The 18,128-nt window shown below is 69.6% G+C and carries 17 protein-coding genes; 1 reads left to right on the plus strand and 16 read right to left on the minus strand.

Annotation, left to right across the window (positions count from 1 at the left end; genetic code table 11):
• Positions 1-50: 50 nt before the first annotated feature.
• The 16 genes from PLE19_03265 to PLE19_03340 form a co-directional block, all read right to left on the minus strand.
• The gene (locus PLE19_03265; GenBank protein HPD13937.1) at positions 51-1,637 is read right to left on the minus strand and encodes a radical SAM protein; all 1,587 of its coding nucleotides are present in this window, start codon (positions 1,635-1,637) and stop codon (positions 51-53) included.
• A 40-nt stretch (positions 1,638-1,677) separates the two neighbouring features.
• Positions 1,678-3,234: a radical SAM protein gene (locus PLE19_03270; GenBank protein ID HPD13938.1), complete on the minus strand. Its 1,557-nt coding sequence runs from the start codon at positions 3,232-3,234 to the stop codon at positions 1,678-1,680.
• 136 nt (positions 3,235-3,370) lie between these two features.
• Complete coding sequence (locus PLE19_03275; GenBank protein ID HPD13939.1) at positions 3,371-4,918, minus strand: radical SAM protein; 1,548 nt, start codon at positions 4,916-4,918, stop codon at positions 3,371-3,373.
• Entirely contained in the window at positions 4,918-5,769 is an 852-nt protein-coding gene (gene larE / locus PLE19_03280; protein HPD13940.1) for an ATP-dependent sacrificial sulfur transferase LarE, read from the minus strand. The genes PLE19_03275 and larE overlap by 1 nt, the downstream gene beginning before the upstream one ends.
• Positions 5,766-8,132, minus strand: coding sequence for a sulfurtransferase TusA family protein (locus PLE19_03285; GenBank protein ID HPD13941.1), 2,367 nt, complete (start codon positions 8,130-8,132; stop codon positions 5,766-5,768). Before PLE19_03285 ends, larE begins: the two co-directional genes overlap by 4 nt.
• Complete coding sequence (locus tag PLE19_03290) at positions 8,126-8,959, minus strand: hypothetical protein (protein HPD13942.1); 834 nt, start codon at positions 8,957-8,959, stop codon at positions 8,126-8,128. Before PLE19_03290 ends, PLE19_03285 begins: the two co-directional genes overlap by 7 nt.
• Before the next feature lie 28 nt (positions 8,960-8,987).
• Positions 8,988-9,137 carry a hypothetical protein gene (locus PLE19_03295; protein ID HPD13943.1) on the minus strand — a complete coding sequence of 50 codons (150 nt, stop codon included), beginning with the start codon at positions 9,135-9,137 and terminating at the stop codon, positions 8,988-8,990.
• A 55-nt stretch (positions 9,138-9,192) separates the two neighbouring features.
• Positions 9,193-9,993: a sulfide-dependent adenosine diphosphate thiazole synthase gene (locus PLE19_03300; GenBank protein HPD13944.1), complete on the minus strand. Its 801-nt coding sequence runs from the start codon at positions 9,991-9,993 to the stop codon at positions 9,193-9,195.
• Between the two features lie 113 nt (positions 9,994-10,106).
• Positions 10,107-11,411: an O-acetylhomoserine aminocarboxypropyltransferase/cysteine synthase gene (locus PLE19_03305; protein ID HPD13945.1), complete on the minus strand. Its 1,305-nt coding sequence runs from the start codon at positions 11,409-11,411 to the stop codon at positions 10,107-10,109.
• Positions 11,401-12,285, minus strand: a complete 885-nt coding sequence (locus PLE19_03310) for a PEP-CTERM sorting domain-containing protein (protein ID HPD13946.1) — start codon at positions 12,283-12,285, stop codon at positions 11,401-11,403. The genes PLE19_03305 and PLE19_03310 overlap by 11 nt, the downstream gene beginning before the upstream one ends.
• Positions 12,282-13,190 carry a HesA/MoeB/ThiF family protein gene (locus PLE19_03315; GenBank protein HPD13947.1) on the minus strand — a complete coding sequence of 303 codons (909 nt, stop codon included), beginning with the start codon at positions 13,188-13,190 and terminating at the stop codon, positions 12,282-12,284. Before PLE19_03315 ends, PLE19_03310 begins: the two co-directional genes overlap by 4 nt.
• A gap of 14 nt (positions 13,191-13,204) precedes the next feature.
• Entirely contained in the window at positions 13,205-14,194 is a 990-nt protein-coding gene (cysK, locus tag PLE19_03320) for a cysteine synthase A (GenBank protein HPD13948.1), read from the minus strand.
• Positions 14,191-14,964 carry a substrate-binding domain-containing protein gene (locus PLE19_03325; protein ID HPD13949.1) on the minus strand — a complete coding sequence of 258 codons (774 nt, stop codon included), beginning with the start codon at positions 14,962-14,964 and terminating at the stop codon, positions 14,191-14,193. Before PLE19_03325 ends, cysK begins: the two co-directional genes overlap by 4 nt.
• Positions 14,965-14,995: 31 nt before the next feature.
• On the minus strand, positions 14,996-15,712 hold the full coding sequence (locus PLE19_03330; protein HPD13950.1) for a phosphoadenylyl-sulfate reductase: 717 nt from the start codon (positions 15,710-15,712) through the stop codon (positions 14,996-14,998).
• Positions 15,713-15,728: 16 nt separating this feature from the next.
• Entirely contained in the window at positions 15,729-16,046 is a 318-nt protein-coding gene (locus PLE19_03335; GenBank protein HPD13951.1) for a DUF2061 domain-containing protein, read from the minus strand.
• Positions 16,047-16,212: 166 nt separating this feature from the next.
• The gene (locus PLE19_03340) at positions 16,213-16,662 is read right to left on the minus strand and encodes an Rrf2 family transcriptional regulator (protein ID HPD13952.1); all 450 of its coding nucleotides are present in this window, start codon (positions 16,660-16,662) and stop codon (positions 16,213-16,215) included.
• Positions 16,663-17,190: 528 nt separating this feature from the next.
• Here PLE19_03340 and PLE19_03345 point away from each other — a divergent pair.
• The gene (locus tag PLE19_03345; GenBank protein ID HPD13953.1) at positions 17,191-18,078 is read left to right on the plus strand and encodes a sugar ABC transporter permease; all 888 of its coding nucleotides are present in this window, start codon (positions 17,191-17,193) and stop codon (positions 18,076-18,078) included.
• Positions 18,079-18,128 lie beyond the last annotated feature (50 nt).

Below are 18,128 nucleotides of genomic sequence, written 5' to 3' on the forward strand. Positions count from 1 at the left end.
TAGGACATGTTGTGGTGCCCCCAGGATGCAGCCGCTACCTGTAGTGGGGCTCATGCCTGGGGCGTGGCGGCGACTTCGGCCGGCTGCTCGGCGGGGGCCTGGGCGCCGGCGGCGTTGTAGTGCTCGGCCAACTCCTTGAGGATGGCCTTGTTGAAGAGCCGCCAGGAGCAGACAGGCACGTACTTGAACTCCTGGGTCTTGGGGTCTATGTAGACGTGTACGCTGGGGCAGCGCTCGAGGCGCTCGGTTTCGAGGATCGGGTCGTCCTCGAGGGGCAGGATGACGACGCGGAGCATTTCGCGGGCGAGCATGTGGCGGTCGCGGACTTTGCTGGACTTGCAGCCGACGGCGAGCTCGAGCATGGTCATGAGGCCGTGATAGAGCTTGCCGAGGCCCTTGCCCTTGAAGAAGCGGCCCAGGCGGATGTGAGGGCGCAGGGTCCTCACCAGGCCGATCTTGCCGGAGAGGTGGAAGAGGGCGTTCCGCAGGCGCAGGGCGCCCAGGAACCTGCCGAAGGCGTTCTTCTGCCAGCGCTCCTTGCGGGCGAGCAGGCGGTTTTCGAGGGCGATGAAGGCCTCGACGACCTTGTTGAGCGGGACCTTGAGGTAGTGGTCGGCGGGCAGGTAGCGCTCGCCGTTCGAGACGAGCAGGTAGAAGCTCTCGCAGTTGGGGTGGCCGCCGTAGTAGGGCATGGGGTCGTGGCCCAGGCACTCGGCGAGGGCGACGAATTGCGAGGCGAGGCCCAGCGAGATGAACTGCACGTCGTAGTCGGGGTAGCAGTCGGCGAGGAACTGCTCGACGTCCTCGGTGGTCATGCGGGGGGGCTGGAACTCGAACTTGCTGGGGTCCCAGGTCTGCACGAGGGGCATGAGGTAGATGCCGTGGAGGATGCGGCGTTGGCGGTGGCAGAAGTCGAGGATCTCGGGCAGGTCCTTGTCGTTGAGGCCCCAGGAGAAGCAGGTGACGTAGCTGACCTTGGCTCGAGGGAGCTTGTTGAGGTTCTCGATGGCCTTCTGCTTCTTCTCGAGCACCTTTTCGTTGGCGCGGAGCTGGAGGTAGGTGGACGGTTTGCAGCCGTCGTACGAGACGAGCAGGTGGGGCCGTGCGGCGACGAGTTCGCGGCAGAACTCCTCGTCGGCGAGGCGGATGCCGTTGGTGAGCACGCGGGTCTCGAAGCCGTAGGAGCGCGAGAGCTTGACGATGTCCACGATGTCCTTGCGCACGGTGGGCTCGCCGCCGAAGAGGGCGACAGCGGGCAGGGGGTCGAACTGGGCGAGGTGGTCGAAAATCCTGCGGAAGTGCTCCATCGGCGGGTCGAAGCTGAAGCCGTGGCCGGGCACGCTGTCGGCGCACATGGGGCAGTTGAGGTTGCAGCGGTTCGTCACGTCCACGAAGGCGTAGCGTGGGCGGCGATGGTGGTTGCAGGTGGCGCACTTGACGGCGCCGCAGGGGGTGAAGCGGTGGCCGGGGTCGAGGTCGCGCTTGGCGAAGTGGCGCCTGGCGTCGGACGAGAGCAGGTTCTCGTTGGTGCCGCAGTCGGGGCACTCTTTGATGAGGTAGACCTTGCCGTCGCGCTGGTCGCGGCGGATGGGGACGAGTTTCTTGCAGGAGTTGCAGAAGCCTCGGTTCTTGGCCATGTTGTCTCCTCGTTCGTGGCGGGTCTTCAGGTCGGATGACTCAGACGGCGCTCACGGCGTCCACGGGCTTGGGCTCGGGGGCGCCGCCTTGGCTGTAGTGGCTCATGATGGCGCGCATGACGGGAGTCTTGTGGATGCCCCAGGCGCACACGGGCACGTGCTTGACCTCGCCGTCGCGGGGGTCCCAGAAGGCGAAGCCGCTGGGGCAGCGCTCCAGGCGCTCGGTCTCCAGCGTGTAGCGGTCCTCGAAGGGCAGGACGATGATCTGGAGGACGCCCTGGACGTTGGTGTGGCGTTCGAGGGCGGTCTGGCTCTTGCGGCCGAAGGCGAGGGCGAAGGGCAGCGCCAGGGCGTGCCAGGCCTTGCCCAGGCCCTTGCCCTTGAGCACGCGGCTGAGGCGGCCGTGGCGCAGCATGACGCGGGCGACGGCGAGAATGGTCCGCAGCTTGAGCAGGCGCTGGCGGAACGTGGGCTTGCCGCCCTTGGCTCGCACGAGGCCCACGCGCAGGTCGCGGCGGGCGAGGCGCTCCTCGACCTTGGTGAGGGCGCGGGCGAAGTCCTCCACCGGACTCTTGAGGAAGTGGCCCAGCGGGCGGTAGCGCTCGCCGTCCGAGACGAGCATGTACATGCTCTCGCAGTTCGGGTGGGCCCCCGCGAAGGGCAGCGGCTTGACATTCAGGTACTTGACCAGCGTGGGCACCTCGCCCAGGAACATGGCCGGCAGGAAGTGCACGGGGTCGCCGGGGAAGGCGTTGGCGATGATCTGCTCGATGTCCTCGCCCGTGATGCGGTCGGGCTCCAGCTCGAAGCGCTCGCGGTTCCAGGTGTGGGCGAGGGGCATGAAGTAGATGGCGCGGATGGTCTCGCGGCGGTCGTGGCAGAACTGGAAGAGGCTGGGCAGTTCCTCGTCGTTGAAGCCCTTGGCCGCGAGGCACATGAGGGTGACCTTGGCCTTGCCGATGCGCTGGATGTTGTCGAGGGCCTGCTGCTTGAGGTCGAGCGCCTTCTCGCTGTTGCGCAGGACGCGGTAGGCGTCGCGGTTGGCGCCGTCGTAGGCGATGAGGATGGTGGCCTTGGTCTCGATGAGGGCGCGGCAGTAGGCTTCGTCGGCCAGCTTCAGGCCGTTCGTGACCACGCGGGTGGCCAGGCCGTACGAGCGGGCCTTGCGGATGATGTCGAAGAGGTCGTTCCGCACGGTCGGCTCGCCGCCGAAGAGCTGGATCGAGGGGGGCGGGTTCATCGCGGCGTAGTGCTGAAAGACCTTGTCGAAGTACTCCAGCGGCGGCTCGAAGAGAAAGCCCATGCTCGGCGTGTTGTTGATGCAGATCGGGCAGTTGAGGTTGCAGCGGTTCGTGATGTCCACGAACACGATGTTGGGCTTCTTGTGGCGGCAGCCCAGGCAGTTGAGCCCGCAGCCGTGGTAGTCGAACCCGGGGTCGAGGCTCCGCTTGCGCTGGTAGCGCGCCGCGTCGCCCGAGATGAGCGTCTCGGACGTGCCGCACGCGCGGCAGCTCTTCACCAGGAACACCTTGCCGTCGCGCTCGACGGTCGAGGCAGGGACCAGCTTCTTGCAGGTATTGCACGTGCTTTGGTTCAAGCGACGGACTCCTTGTTCAGGCGACGAACACAGCCGATGCATTCAAGGAGCAGAACCGGTCGGACGGGTCGGACTCGTCCGACTCGTCTGCCCCGTCTGACTTGTCGGGCCTTCGGGCCACGGGGCGCCGCGCCCGCTACCTCGCCACCGGCGCGGCCTCCTTGGGGGCCGGCGCCGGGCCGGGGACCGGGGAATACTTGGCCGCAATCTTGCGCTGGACCTCGGTGCGGTAGAGCGACCAGGCGCACACGGGGATGGTCTTGATCTCGCCCGTGTCGGGGTCCTCGAAGACGAAGCCCGACGGGCAGTTCTCCAGCCGCGCGCCCTCGATCGAGTGGTACTCCTCGAAGGGCAGCACGAGCATGTGCAGCACGGCGTCAATCGTGGTGTGGCGGCGGAGCTGGTCCTTGAGCCGGCGCCCGAGCAGCACGCCGCCCAGGATGCGCAGCAGCGCCCACGCGGGCCGCCCGCGGAAGATGCGGCGCAGGTTCAGCGACCGCCGCGCCGGGCCCCACAACGTGCGAACCACCGCGATGCGGCCGCGCAGGCGCTGGAACCCCTTGGCGGGGTTCAGCCCCGCCAGCCGCTTGTCCAGCTCGCGGCCCAGCACCACGATGTCGCCCGCCACGTCGTCCACCGGCCGCTTGAGGTAGTGGCTCAGCGGGCGGAAGCGCTCGCCATCGGAGAGCAGCATGGTCATCGACTCGCAGTTCGGGTGCGCGCCGCCGAAGGTGAGGCGCGGCGAGCCGAAGAAGGCCATGGCCGTCTTAAGGTAGCTGCCGATGCCGGCCGACATGAACTCCACCTTGGCGTCGGGGAGGGCCTCGGCGACGATCTGCTCGACGTCCTCGATGGTGGTCGTGACGTCGGTCTCGAACTCGCCCTCGCCCCAGGTTTCGGTGAGGGGGATGAGGTGCATGGCCGAGATCATCTCGCGGTTCTCGTGGCAGAAGGCGATCAGGTCGGCCAGATGCCTGTCGTTGATGTGCCGGGCGACGCAGCACATGATGATGTTCTTGCGCTGGCTGTGCTTCTTGAGGTTCTCGAGGGCCTGGAGCTTCTTCTCATAGGCCCCGTCGCTCTTGCGCAGGCGGCGGTAGATCTCGGGGTCGCGGCCGTCGAAGGCGATGAGCACCGGCACCTTGAGAGCGCAGACCTTCTTGCAGTACTCCTCGTCGGCCAGGCGCAGGCCGTTGGTGACGATGCGCACGCGCAGGCCGTGGCCGCGCAGCAGGTCTATGATCTCGAACAGGTCGTCGCGCACCGTGGGCTCGCCGCCGAAGAGCTGCACCGTGGGCTTCGGGTCCATCGCGGCCAGGCCGGCCGCCACGTGCTCGAAGTAGGCCAGCGGCGGGTGGAACTCGAAGCCCATGCCCGGGATGTTGGCGATGCAGATCGGGCAGTTCATGTTGCAGCGGTTGGTCACGTCCAGGAAGACCATCTTGGGCTTGTGCTCGCGGCGGCAGCGCTCGCAGTGCAGGTGGCAGGCGAGGGCCGCCTGGTCGTCGTAGCGCCAGACCTCGCGCTTGCGCTTCCACGTCGCCTCGTCGGAGCTGACGAGCGACTCGGTGATGCCGCACGCGGGGCAGTTCTTGGTGACGTAGACCTTGCCCTCGCGGAACGTGTGGGTGATGGGGATGCGCTTGCTGCATTTGACGCAAACGCCGTAGTTGGCGGAAGCCATCAGCACTCCTTTCCCGCGGCCACGAGGGCCGGCGCCTCCGGCAGCGTGGCGTTCATGCTGCCGGTGCGGTAGCCCTCGAGGTCGAGAGTCACGTAGCGGAAGCCGAGCGACCTGGCGAACTCGACGATGCCGTGGCGGACCTCCGGGCGGGCGATCGCCGCCATCTCGGCCGGCCCCAGCTCCAGGCGCACGAGGTCGCCGTGATGGCGGGCGCGGTAGACTCGGAAGCCCAGCCCGTGCAGCAGGCCCTCGAGGGCCTCGACCTGCGCCAGCTTGTCGCGCGTGATGGCCGCCCCGTAGGGGAAGCGCGAGGCCATGCAGGCCATGGCCGGCTTGTCGGCCATCGGCAGATGGTAGACCTCGCGGGCCAGGGCGCGGATGTCGGCCTTGGCGAGCCCGGCGTCGCGCAGCGGCGTGAGCACGCCCAGCTCGGCGGCGGCCCGGGCGCCGGGCCGGTAGTCGCGCGCGTCGTCGGCGTTCGTGCCGTCGGCCACGTGGGCCAGGCCGCGCACCGCCGCCTGCTCGCGCACCTTCGTGAACAGCTCGCGCTTGCAGTGATAGCAGCGGTCGGGCGGGTTGTCGCGGAAGCCGGGGATGTCGAGTTCCTCGGACTCGATGACAACGTGGGGGATGCCGCGTTCCTGCACCCAGGCCACGGCGGCTCGGCCCTCGCGCTGCGCGTAGGTGGACGAGGTGGCGATGACGGCGAGACACCGGTCGCCGAGCACCTCGCGCGCGGCGGCGAGCAGCAGCGAACTGTCCACCCCGCCCGAGAAGGCGACGGCGCAGCCGCCGGTGTCGCGGAGAATCTGCCGCAGGCGTTCGAGCTTGGCGGCGAGAGCCGGGGTCATCGGCCGCCCCCTTTGCGGATCACCAGGCGGTTGCCCTCGGGCAGGCGCGTGAGCGAGACCACCTGGTGGCCATCCGCGATGGCGCTGGCCGGCACGTTCGCCAGCCCCTCGTCGCCGAGGATCAGGGTGAGTTCCTCGCCCGGCTGCATCTTCTCGAGGGCCAGCTTGGCGCGCACGTAGTTGAGCGGGCAGGCCACGCCGCGGTAGTCCTCGGTCCTGCCCTCCGCCGCGGCCGGGCCGGCCACCGCCGCCTCGGCGGGCGCGGGGGGCTTCGGCGGGGTGAAGCGCAGCGAGTTGTCCATGTTCTCGTACAAGGCCTTCACGGCTTGCACGAAGACCGCTACCACGTCAGACCGCACAAGGAATGAGCTCTCGGGGTCGGGGTCCGACGCGACCTGGATGGCGTTCTCGACGATCGGCGCGAGCGCGGCCTCGACGAGGCCTGGGGCCACGAAGTGTTCCTGGAAGAGCTTGAGGGCGTCGCGGTCGTCGCGCGGCTGCACGCCGCGGGTGACGAGCAGGGCCCGGGCCGCGAGCACGGTCGCCGCGTGGCGGTGCCCGCGCTCGAGGGCCTGGGTGGCGCTGGCGAGGTCCACCTCGATCAGGTCGAACACCCCGGCGCTGCATTCGCCCGGGCCGCGGCCGGCCAGCGAGAAGGGCGAGCACGAGCCCCAGTCGTACTGGGGCCCCGAGCAGCAGGCGCAGGCGTCGGCGGCCTCGCGGCGCGGCCGGCCGAACCGCGCGAGCAGCGTTCGCACCGCCTGCCGGCCGCCGGAGTCCAGAAACGCATGGAAGTCGGGGTGCTCGGGCGACCGCTCGAATTCCCCGAGCAACTGGGCGAGGAAGGCGGGCACGTTGCGCGCCGGGATGGCGGTGGTGCCCTCGGCCAGGCGGGTGAGCCCTTCGCCCACGCGGCCGCCGAGCTGCACGACGTAATGTGGAATCAATTGGCCGTCCACCCGCCGCGCGGCGCCGTAGAGGCCGATGTCGCCCACGGGGTGCCGCCCGCAGGCGTTGGGGCAGCCGCTGATGCGGATGCCGAGCGGGCCGAGGCCGTCGAGGTCCAGGCCGTCGCTCGTCAGCGTCTGCTCGATGGCCTGCGCGAGGCCCCGCGACAGGCAGATGCCGAGCCGGCAGGTCGAGGCGCCGGCGCACGCCACGAGTTTGCGCAGCACGGCGGGCCGCGGCTCGGCCAGGCCGAGCGCCGCCAATTCGTCGTGGACCTCGGGCAATTCGTCCTCGGCCACGAACCGCAACAGGCCGTTCTGCTCCTGGGTGGTGAGGAGCAGCCCCTCGCCGTGGCGTTCGACCACGTCGGCCAGGCCGCGCATCGTCTCGGCCCGAATGTCGCCGAGGGGGAACGGGACCTCGACCAGGAACCGCCCGTCCTGCTTCTGCGGTTGCACGTGGCGGGCGCGCCAGGCCGCGAATGTCTTCGCGGCGGCCGCCGAGGGGCGTGGGGGCCGGGTTCCACGGTGACCCTCGGCGGCGCCAGCGAAGTCTCGGGGCGGCGGGCACGCGGGCGCCTCCCGCCGCAGAATAGCCATTTCCGCATCGTAGAGCGCGCGAAAGCCGTCGAGGCCGATCTGTTCCAGCACGAAGCGCAGGCGCGCGCGGTTGCGGTTCTTGCGGTTGCCGTGTTTGTCGAAGACGCGCTTGACGGCTTCCGCGACCAGGTGGGCTTCGCCGACTGGGACGAACTCCTCGAGCAGGTCGGCCACGCGGCTCTGGTTGCCCATGCCGCCGCCCACGTAGACGGCGAAGCCGCGCTGCCCGCCCCGCGCGCGGGCGATGAAGCCCACGTCGTTCACCGTGGCGCTCGCGCAGTCGCGGCCGCACCCGGAGAACGAGAGCTTGAACTTGCGCGGCAGTTGGTACGACAGCGGGTCGGGGAGGAGAAACTCGGTGACGGCCACAGCGTAGGGCGCGACATTGAAGGTCTCGTGCGGGCACACGCCGGCGTGGGGGCAGGCGGTGATGTTGCGCACGGTGTTGCCGCCGCCGCCCTTGGTGGCCAGGCCGGCCTGCGCCAGGCCCTCGAGCGCCGGCGCCACATTCGCCAGCGGCACGCGGTGCACCTGGATGTCCTGCCGCGTGGTCACGTGGAGCGTGCCGTTGCCGTAGCGCTCGGCCGCGTCGGCCATGGCGCGCATCTGGTGGGGCAGCACGCCGCCCGCGGGCACGCGGATGCGGAGCATGAAGGTGCCGTTCTCGCGCTGCTCGTAGACGCCCATCGGCACGCGGAAGGCGCGCAGGCGCTCGGGCGCCAGGTCGCCCGCCTGCACCTGGGCGATCATCTCGCGCAACCTGGCCAGGTCGGCGGCCAGCGATTCGGGAAGCTGGTAGGTGCTCTGTGCTAGCATGAAGCAAAGTCCTCGGTCATCCGGCCCGGCCCGGCCTGCCAGGCTTCGAGCATCTGCGCATGGCGCGGGCAGAATTCGCTGCCTTCGAGCTGCGCGGCGAGCATCTCGCGCTGCCAGTGGGCGTTGAAGAGGCGGCAGCCGGCCTCGTCGCAGAACGGCTCGCCCGTGAACGCATAGAAGAGGGCCTGCATGGCGTAGCCCTTGGCCACCTCGGTGGTGCGCGGGTCCTCGTGCCGCAGCGCGCGCTCGCCCGGGTCGGCTCCCTCGCCGAGGCCGAGACGGCGCGCGAGGTAGAACGAGCGCTCGCGCGCGGGCGCCTGGACCATCCCCTCGGTCGAGAGGATCGAGGGGAAGCCGTAGAGGCTCACCCGCGCGTGGTAGCGGCGGTCCGCCTCGTCCCACGTGGCGATGAGGCGTTCCGTGAGCCACAGGTGCACGGCGCGCTGATGGCGTTCGGTCTCGGGCAGCACGTTGAAGGCCAGGCGCTGAAGCTCCAGGCCGTCGTAGGTCACGCCCGCGGCGGGCCGGGCGGCGCCCGTGATGAGGCGCCTCTCGTAGTCGAGTTCGGGCTTCAGCGGGCGCCTCCGCCGCTCGGCCCACGGGCGCATCGGGTCGTGCACGCGCACGCGGCACAGGTCCTCGGCCAGGCCGGCCAGCGCCTCGTGGCCGCGGGCCGCGAGGAGGGCGTGCTGGAAGACATCCGCGCGCACCTCGACCCGCAGCCACGGCAGCCAGCGCGCCACGTAAGCGGCCACGGCCGCGGCGTCGAACCACGGCTGGCGCACCCCGTCGTACAGGATCACGTGTTCGGCCCCCGGCGCGGCCATCACTGTCTCCTCGGCACCTCGCGCGCGCTCACGGCTGCGCCGTGAGAGGCCGGCTGGCCGACGGCTCGGCGGCCGCCGCCCCGGAACCCAGCCGGAGCGACCGGCAGTGCGAGCAGCAGCCCTGGGCCGCCAGCGCCAGCGTCAGCAGCAGGCCGACACATACGTAGACGAATCTCATCCGACATCTCCTTCGTCGCTGCGGGGCGCCGCCCGGAGCCCCGGGCAAACCTGTGTCACTTCTGCTCGAGCAACGCCGCCACGACCTGGGCGCCGCGCTGGCCCGAGAGCAGCATGGCCCCGAACGTGGGGCCCATGCGCGGCAGGCCGAAGACGGTGGACACGGCCATGCCGATGGCCACCAGCCCGGGCTGGATTTCGCCCGTGTGCTCGACGACGGCGTCCTCGGAGCGCTCGACCCACATGGGCGCGCAGCCGGGCAGTTCCAGGAGGCCCCGGTCGGCCAGCGTGCGGCACACCGAGGCGTCGTGGCCCGTGGCGTCCACCACCACGCGGGCCTCCATGGCCACGGGGTCCACGCACGTGATCTCGCGGGGCATCGCCTGCACGGGCGTCCAGTTGATCACCACGCCGGCCACGCGGCCGCCCTCGCGCAGCACCACGTCGTCCACGCTCGTGAGGTTGGCGAACTTCACGCCGGCGTCGCAGGCGGCGCCGATGAGCTTCGAGCAGGCGTGCGGCCCGTCGGCCACGTGCAGGCCGGGGCTCACGCGGGTGTGCGGCACGCCGAGCGCGTCGAGCACCTGGTCGGCGGGCTCGCGCACGGTGACCTTGTTCATCAGGTAGCCGCCGATCCAGAAGCCGCCGCCGAGGTAGTTGTTGCGCTCGACGATGAGCACCTTGCGCCCCTGCTCGGCGAGCAGCTTGCCGCACATGAGGCCGCTGGGGCCGGCGCCGGCGATCAGCACGTCGCTCTCGACGTAGGTCTCGAGCTGCTGCGCGAAGGCGCGGACGATGGCCCGCGTGACATCTTTCTCGCCCGCCTGACTGAAGATGGGGGCGGCGTGGTCAGCCATGCGATCGGTCTCCTTATCGCGTAGAGAGCCGCTCGTGGCCCCGCTTTAGCGTAGCCCTGGGCCGGGAAAGGGCCGCGCCGACGCGCGGGGCCACGAGCACAGCTCGGTGTTTCTCACTCCTGCGACGCGCGCAGGGCCTGGTCGAGATCGGCCAGGATGTCCTCGATCTCCTCGATGCCCACCGACAGGCGCACGTACTCGGGCGTCACGCCCGTCCGCGCCTGCTCCTCGGGGGTGAGCTGCGAGTGGGTGGTCGTTGCCGGGTGAATGATGAGCGACTTGGCGTCGCCGATGTTGGCCAGGTGGCTGAAGAGCCGGACGCGGTTGATGAGCTTCTTGCCGGCCTCTTTGCCGCCCTGGATGCCGAAGCCCACGATGGCGCCGGCGCCGCGCGGGAGGTACCGGCGCGCGCGGGCATGGTCGGGGTGGCTCGGCAGGCCGGGGTAGTTCACCCACGCCACGGCGGGGTGTTTCGAGAGGAATTCGGCCACCGCCTGGGCGTTGCGCGCGTGGCGCTCCATGCGCAGAGGCAGCGTCTCGACGCCGAGCAGGGTGAGGAACGCGCCGAAGGGGCTCTGGCAGCCGCCCGTGTCGCGCAGCCAGTGGGTGCGGATGTGGATGATGTAGGCGATGTTGCCCACGGGCCGCAGGGCTTCCTCGAGCACGACGCCGTGGTAGGCGGGGTCGGGGGCGCAGAGCTCGGGCCACTTGCCCGGGTTGGCCGCCCAGGGGAACCGCCCGCTGTCCACAATCGCGCCGCCGATGTGCACGCCGTGGCCGGCGAGGAACTTGGTGGTGGAGTAGACCACGATGTCGAAGCCGTGCTCGATGGGGCGGAAGAGGGCCGGCGTGAGCACGGTGTTGTCAATGATCGCGGGCAGGCCGTGCTGGTGCGCGAGGCCGGTGATCTGGCGGTAGTCGGGCACGTCGTTCTTGGGGTTGCCGGGCGTCTCGAGGTAGACGGCGCGGGTGTTCTCGTCCACCAGGGCGCTCAGGGTCTCGGGCTGGGCGGGGTCGAAGAAGCGCACCTCGACGCCGAGCTTGGGGAAGGTCTGGGTGAACAGCGTCCAGGTGCCGCCGTAGAGGCTGGTGGCGGAGAGGAAGTTCTGGCCGGCGTGGGTGAGGGTGAGGATGGCGGCGGTGATGGCGGCCTGGCCGCTGGCGAAGACGAGGCCGGCGGCGCCGCCGTCGAGGGCGGCGAGGCGCTTCTCGAGCACGTCGTTGGTCGGGTTCATCAGGCGGCTGTAGATGTTGCCGAACTCTCGGAGGGCGAAGAGGTCGGCGGCGCGCTCGGTGCTCTTGAAGCAGTAGCTGGTGGTGGCATAGATGGGCACGGCGCGGGCCGTGGTCGTGGGGTCGGGTTCCTGCCCCGCGTGGAGGGCGAGGGTGCCGAGACCTGGGGTGCGCTCAGCGGTCATGGTGGTCTCCATTGGGGCGGCTGGCTCGGCGGCGTCGGCGCCAGGCGGCGAACGCCAGGCCGGCGGCGACGAGCGTGCCGGTGGCTGGCTCCGGGATTGCGTCTTCCTCGAGCACACGGGCAATCTGCGTGCGGAAGATGAGGAACTCCTGGTGGCCACCGGGGCCTTCGCCGCTGTACGCGAAGGGGTTGTTGAAAGTGAGGGGGTTCTTGTTGTACCACATCCAGCGCGAGTTGGAGGAGATGCCCTGGATGATCCAGGAGTTCACGCCCTGGAAGCCGGGGAAGTCGTTGTAGTCGCCGAGCGCCAGGGCGCCGACGCCGGGGTTGTTGCTCGGCATCATGCCGAACTCGTCCACCCAGCCGATGCTGGTGCCCGCCACGCCGGCTTCTGCGTTGGCGATCGCGATCTGGCTGTTGATGAGCGGGAGGTCGGCCACGGTCAGCGTGTCGCCCTCGATGTAGGAGTTGCGGTTGATTCCCGTGGCGAAGACCTGCCAGGTGCCGGTGCCGCTGAGCAGCGGGCCGTTGGGGAGCTGGAAGCCCGCCAGCGCGCCCTGGTAGCTGTTCTTGTCGCTCCAAGCCACCAGGTACACGTAGTCCAGCACCGAGGGCAGGGTCAACTGGTAGCGTTCCGGCCCTACCCCGGGGTTGGTGTAGGGGGGGACGGAGGGTCCGGCGAAGAGGACGGGCGGGCCGGTGAAGATCTCGCCGGCCGTCACGTTGCGAATGCCGCCGAAGTACGAGGTCATCTGCGTGGCGTCGCCGAAGCCGAAGCCGTAGGCGTTGTCCGCCGTGATCACCACGTCAATCTGCACCGCCCAGGCCGTGCACGCGAGGAATGCGGCCAGCATACCCAGTAGCGCCCGCCTCATGTCAGACACTCCTTTCTTTCCCCTTCCGGTGGAATGCCGGCCCTTGAGGTCTCGTTCGGCCAGGGCCGCGCCCGTCGGGCGGCCCCCGTTTCGTCGCCGCGCGCAGCGCAGCAGGGGGCCTCGCGGGATTCGGCCGCGTCGCGGCTCGCGGGGCTGCCGCCGCACAGGGCGCAGGCGGGGCGGACGGCTCGCGGCGCGCGGAGGAAGCTCCAGTCGAGGGCATCCACCACGAGCGTCGCGTGGGTGAGCAGGTCGCCGAGGCCGAGCAGCAGTTTGAGGGCCTCGGTGGCCTGGAGGGCGCCCAGTGTGCCGGCCAGCGGCCCGAGGATGCCGGCCTGGCCGCAGGTGGGCACGGCCTCGGGCGGCGGGGGCTCGGGCAGGAAGCAGCGGTAGCAGGGGTTGCCCTCGCCGGGCAGCACGGTCAGGAGCTGCCCCTCGAACTGCACGCAGGCGGCGGAGACGAGGGGCACGCGCTCGAGCCAGCAGGCGTCGGCGACGGCGAAGCGGGTGGCGAAGGTGTCGCTGCCGTCGAGAACCACGCTGTGCCCTCGCACAAGATGGCGGGCGTTCCGGGCGTCCAGGCGGAGCGGCAGCGCGCGCACCCGGCAGTCGGGGTTGATCCGGGCCGCCGCTTCGGCGGCCGAGAGGGCCTTCGGGCGGCCCACGTCGGGCGTGCCGTGCGCGATCTGGCGGTTGAGGTTCGAGAGGTCCACGGAGTCGCTGTCCACCAGGGTGATCTGGCCGACTCCCGCGGCGGCGAGATAGAGGAGCGCGGGCGAGCCGAGGCCGCCGGCGCCCACGAGGAGGACGCGCGCGGCGAGGAGGCGCTCCTGGCCGGCGCCGCCGACGCCGGGCAGCAGGAGATGGCGCGAGTAGCGCTCGGTTTGCTCCGCGGTGAACGGCACGAGGGGGCTCCTGGTCAGCGGGCGGCGGCGCGCTCGAGCGTGGCGGCGAACGGCCGCGGGTCGTGGGCCGCGGCGCGCGGGCCGCCGTTGAAGGTGTCGGTCGTCAGGTAGCGTTCGCCGGTGTCGCACAGGATGGTGACGATGAGCTTGCCGCGGCTCTCCTCGCGCCTGGCCACGTCGAGGGCGGCGCGCACGGCGGCGCCGGCCGAGATGCCGGCGAAGATGCCCTCCTGGAGGGCCAGCTCGCGCGCGGCGGCTTTGGCCTCCGGGGTGGTCACGTGGAGGACCTCGTCAATGATCTCGCGGTCGAGGACCTTGGGCACGAAGCCGGCGCCGATGCCCTGGATGCCGTGGGTGCCCGGCTTGCCGCCGGCCAGGATGGGCGACTCGGCGGGTTCGACGGCGACGGCGCGGAACGAGGGCTTGCGGGCCTTGATGACCTCGGCCACGCCGGTGATGGTGCCGCCCGTGCCCACGCCGGCCACCACGATGTCCACCTGGCCGTCGGTGTCGCGCCAGATTTCCTCGGCCGTGGTGCGGCGGTGGACCTCGGGGTTGGCGGGGTTCTCGAACTGCTGGGGGATGAAGTAGCGCGGGTCCTCGGCGGCCATGGCGAGCGCTTTCTGGACGGCGCCGGTCATGCCCTCGGTGGCGGGCGTGAGGACGATTTCGACGCCGAAGGCCTTGAGGATGCGCCGCCGCTCCTCGGTCATGCTCTCGGGCATGGTGAGCACGAGCTTGTAGCCGCGCGCGGCGCACACGAAGGCCAGCGCGATGCCGGTGTTGCCCGAGGTGGGTTCGAGGAGGATCGTGTCGGGCTTGATTCGCCCGGCGCGCTCGGCCGCCTCGATCATGGACAGGCCGATGCGGTCCTTCACGCTCGAGGCGGGGTTGTAGAACTCCAGCTTGCCGGCCACGCGGCCCGGCAGCCCGGCGGCCAGGCGGTGCAGCCACACGAGCGGGGTGTTGCCGACCAGTTCCGTGATGTCGCCCGCGATCTTCATTCGGTTCTCCTCTGCCGCCCGTTGGGCACGACCCAGCCGAGGCGCTCGTAGCAGGCGCGCGCCGCGGGAGTCGTGAGAAACTCCATGAACCGCCTCGCCGCCTCGGGCTGGCGCGCGAAGCGCAGGAGCCCGATGCCGGTGCCCCGGTGCACCTGCTGGGCTTCGGGCAATTCGACGATCTCGATGCGCCCCGGGGCCAGGTGGGCGAAGGCGGACCAGCCGAACGCCGCGTCCACCTTGCCGCCGGCCACGGCCTCGACGATGGCGATGCAGCCGTTGGCGCGGAAGGTGATGTTGCGCCGAATCCCCTCCACGAGGCCCAGGCGCGTGGCCACGTCCTCCCACAGGCCCTTCAGGCAGTCGAGCACCGAGATGCCCACGCGCACGCCGGCGCGGGCCAGGTCCTGCACGGTCCGCACGTTTTTCGGGTTGCCGGCGGGGACGATGATGGCCGACCTGCGGCACGCAATGGTGCGCCGCTCTCCCGTTGCGACAATGCCTCGCACCTCGCCATCATCGAGCAGGAACTCGGCCCCGCCGATCGCCAGGTCGTGCACGCCGGCCTCGGCGATCTCGTCGAGGAAGTCGTGGCGGCCGTTCTGGCCCGCGGCCTCCTCGGCCACGGGCTGCGCGCAGTGGCGGCTGCACACGCTGACGGCCACGCGGATGCCCGAGTTGCGCTCGAAGAGGCGCGCGGCCTCCTCGAGCGGCGCGGCGCACGCGCGCGCCGAGAAGACCTTCAGGGTGGTTTCGCTGGCTTGCGCTGTCATCCCGGCCTCCAAGTGCCTGACCGCCTGCGGGTCAGATCTGGTAGTTGCCCTTCAAGGGGCGGGTGTGGATGCCGCACTCGCCGCCGCACTTGCTGGTGCCGATCCAGCGGCCGGCGCGTTCGTCGGGGCTGCTGCTGATGTGGGTGCAGGGGGCGCACCCCAGCGAGCGGTAGCCCTTGAGGTACAGGGGGTTGACCGGCACGCGGTGGAGGGCCAGGTACTGCCAGATCTCGCGCTCGTACCAGATGAGGATCGGGTTGAGCTTGAGGAGGCCCTGGTCGCGTTCCTCGATCTCCTGGAAGTCGGTGCGCGTGCGCCCCTCGGTGCAGCGCAGGCCGGTCACCCAGCACGTCACGCCCATCTCCTCGATGGCGCGGCGGGTGGGCTGGACCTTCAGGATGTCGCAGCAGCGGTCGGGCTCGGTGGCATAGAGCTTGTCCGGGATCGGCTCGTTGTTCTCGAAGACGCGCAGTTCGGGGTAACGGGCCACCTCTTCGCGCATGAACTGCTTGGTCTCGGCCGGCTTGAAGCGGGTGGTGACCACGAAGCCGCGGATGGCGGGGCTCACGCGCTTGGCCAGGTGCCACACCACGCTGGAGTCCTTGCCCAGGCTGTTGGCCACGACGAGGCCGTCGCCGAACTCCTTGTGCGCCCACTCGATGAGGTCGAGCGAGCGCTCGACCTTCTCGGCGAAGTTCAAGCCGTCCACCAGCGCCTTGATGTCTTCTTGCACCGCCGCCACGGCCATACGTCAGCTCCTTTGCTCAGATTTGGTACTCGGGCGCTTCGTGCAGGTACTCCGCCTCGGCAAGGAGGCGCCGAATCGCCTCGATGTCCTCCCGGTCCAAGTCGGGCCGCAAGGTGAGGTGGGCGAGAGGATGGACCTTTCGCCCCCAGGTGATGCGCTCCCAGGCCCGCTCGTGGAAGTAGTAGAGAAGGAAGCGCAGGGTCTGAAAGATGCTCGTGATGCCCAGGGTGTTGCTCCAGTCGCGGGTGAAGGCGTAGGTGATGAAGAGTTGCATGATGATTCCGATGATTCGCCAACTGACAGACTTGGTCAGGCTGCGGAGTCGGGATTCCATCGGTGCCGCCCTATATGATTATCCCGACTGGCATAGTCGAGATAGTCTCCCAAAACAAGACGCGCCCAGCCTGGCTCCCGAGGCACAGCCTCACGTCGCCCACCGTAGCCCAAGACCGTCGCCCGGCGACGGCCTCGAGGCGTCCCCCGCGCGGTGAGTTGATGCCTCAGATCGCATAGCTGGCCACGTACTCCGCGGACCTGCGGGCGTCTTGCTCGACCAGGCTCTGAAAGGTCGTCTGGTCGTAGACGCCCGAGACGGCTGACCGGACGCGCTCCCACATGGGCAGGAACACGCAACCCCCGTAGAGCGGGCACTCGTTGTGGCTGCTGCCCATGGCGCACACGACGGGACCGACCGGCCCCTCGATGAAGCGGATCACGTCGCCCACAGCCAGTTCGGCCGGCGGGCGCGCCAGCGCGTAGCCTCCTCGGCTGCCACGCTGCGAGACCACGAAGCCCGCCTGCTTGAGCTGGTTGAGGATGACCTCGAGGAATCGGGCGGGGATGGCCTGCGCCTCCGCGATGTCTGCGATGCGCACGGGGCCGGCGCCATAGCGCTTCGAGAGCTCGAAGACGGCACGGACCGCGTACTGGCATTTCTGCGAGACGAACATCGGCGCTCCATCCTGACTAAATCTATCGAGATTGTATCAACGCTGCACCGCCCTGTCAAGCTTTTTTTCTGCAAGCCGCTCACGGAGGGTACTTGGGCATCTCAAGAATGGCTTTTCGAGGTGTTGGCGGTCTCGACTCGACTGGCCTGGTGCGGGGTGCGAGCGTGCCTGCCCTCTCCGGGCTTGGCGGTTCTTGCGGGGGCTCTGCCGAGTGGCTGGCGGGCGCATTCTGCCCATGCTGTATCAATCCTGAGAGGGGGAGAGTGATACAGCATGGGTAGACGGGCGAGAACTGGCGATTCTCGCGGCTCCGGCCATACTCGCTCACATTGGGGATGAGCAAGTATGGGGGCTGGAACGGCCTGAGCGCGTAAAGCATTGCTGCATATGTGGTTATGTGGTGGAACCCGCTGGCGGTGGGAGACCCGTCCCGCGCTCCCCGGCAGCGGCCGCGTGGCCTGAGGGGAGCGAGCGCGAGGAGCCAAATCGCGCTTGAACCGGGAGGGGGCTCTCCGTATGATACGCGCCATGACTCGGAACCAGCGACGCGATCTGCGCAACGGCCTCCTCTTCATCTCGCCCTGGATCGTGGGCTTCTGCGTGTTCATGGTCTACCCCGTCGCCTCGTCGCTGTACTTCAGCTTCTGCGACTACTCGGTGCTCGAGCGCCCCGTGTGGATCGGCGCCGAGAACTTCACGGAGCTCGCCCATGACAGCGTGTTCTGGACTTCGCTGGGCAACACCCTCTACTATGCGGTGATCGCCCTGCCGCTGGGGATGATGCTCGCCATCGGGGTGGCGCTGCTGCTCAACACCAAGGTGCGCGGCATGGCCGTCTACCGCACGATCTTCTTCCTGCCGTCCATCGTGCCCGTGGTGGCGATGGCCATTCTGTGGCTGTGGATTCTCAACGGGCGCTACGGCGTGCTGAACTACTCGCTGACGCTTCTGGGCCTCCCGGCAAAGAGCCTGCCCGCGTGGCTCGAGAGCAAGCACTGGGCCATGCCTGCCCTGATCCTCATGGGCCTCTGGGGGATCGGCCACGCCATGGTCATCTACCTGGCCGGCCTCCAGGACATCCCGGTGCACCTCTACGAGTCGGCGGAGATTGACGGCGCGAGCTGGTGGCAGAAGACGGTGCACATCACCCTGCCCATGCTCTCCCCCACCATTTACTTCAACCTGATCATGGGCATCATCGGCACCTTTCAGATCTTCGCGGCCCCCTACATCATGACCAACGGCGGCCCCGAGCGGGCCACGCACTTCTACACCTTCTATCTGTATAACCTGGCGTTCGAGGACCTGCGCATGGGCTACGCCTGCGCGATGGCCTGGATTCTGTTCCTCATCATCCTGGGGCTCACGCTGCTCGCGACCAAGGTCTCGGCGAAGCACGTGCACTACGAACGCTGACGGCGAGCCCTGCGCTCGCCCGGCGGCAGGGCAACCGCCGCCCGTGCCGA

The organism is Planctomycetota bacterium (genome assembly GCA_035384565.1).
Taxonomy (GTDB): Bacteria; Planctomycetota; PUPC01; order DSUN01; family DSUN01; genus DAOOIT01.

Coding starts and splice junctions, on each gene's coding strand:
- PLE19_03310 (HPD13946.1), bottom strand. CDS start 12,285: ATGAGGCGGGCGCTACTGGGTATGCTGGCCGCATTCCTCGCGTGCACG.
- PLE19_03295 (HPD13943.1), bottom strand. CDS start 9,137: ATGAGATTCGTCTACGTATGTGTCGGCCTGCTGCTGACGCTGGCGCTG.
- PLE19_03325 (HPD13949.1), bottom strand. CDS start 14,964: ATGACAGCGCAAGCCAGCGAAACCACCCTGAAGGTCTTCTCGGCGCGC.
- PLE19_03305 (HPD13945.1), bottom strand. CDS start 11,411: ATGACCGCTGAGCGCACCCCAGGTCTCGGCACCCTCGCCCTCCACGCG.
- PLE19_03265 (HPD13937.1), bottom strand. CDS start 1,637: ATGGCCAAGAACCGAGGCTTCTGCAACTCCTGCAAGAAACTCGTCCCC.
- PLE19_03275 (HPD13939.1), bottom strand. CDS start 4,918: ATGGCTTCCGCCAACTACGGCGTTTGCGTCAAATGCAGCAAGCGCATC.
- PLE19_03300 (HPD13944.1), bottom strand. CDS start 9,993: ATGGCTGACCACGCCGCCCCCATCTTCAGTCAGGCGGGCGAGAAAGAT.
- PLE19_03290 (HPD13942.1), bottom strand. CDS start 8,959: ATGGCCGCGCCGGGGGCCGAACACGTGATCCTGTACGACGGGGTGCGC.
- PLE19_03330 (HPD13950.1), bottom strand. CDS start 15,712: ATGGCCGTGGCGGCGGTGCAAGAAGACATCAAGGCGCTGGTGGACGGC.
- PLE19_03345 (HPD13953.1), top strand. CDS start 17,191: ATGACTCGGAACCAGCGACGCGATCTGCGCAACGGCCTCCTCTTCATC.
- PLE19_03285 (HPD13941.1), bottom strand. CDS start 8,132: ATGCTAGCACAGAGCACCTACCAGCTTCCCGAATCGCTGGCCGCCGAC.
- PLE19_03335 (HPD13951.1), bottom strand. CDS start 16,046: ATGGAATCCCGACTCCGCAGCCTGACCAAGTCTGTCAGTTGGCGAATC.
- cysK (HPD13948.1), bottom strand. CDS start 14,194: ATGAAGATCGCGGGCGACATCACGGAACTGGTCGGCAACACCCCGCTC.
- larE (HPD13940.1), bottom strand. CDS start 5,769: ATGACCCCGGCTCTCGCCGCCAAGCTCGAACGCCTGCGGCAGATTCTC.
- PLE19_03340 (HPD13952.1), bottom strand. CDS start 16,662: ATGTTCGTCTCGCAGAAATGCCAGTACGCGGTCCGTGCCGTCTTCGAG.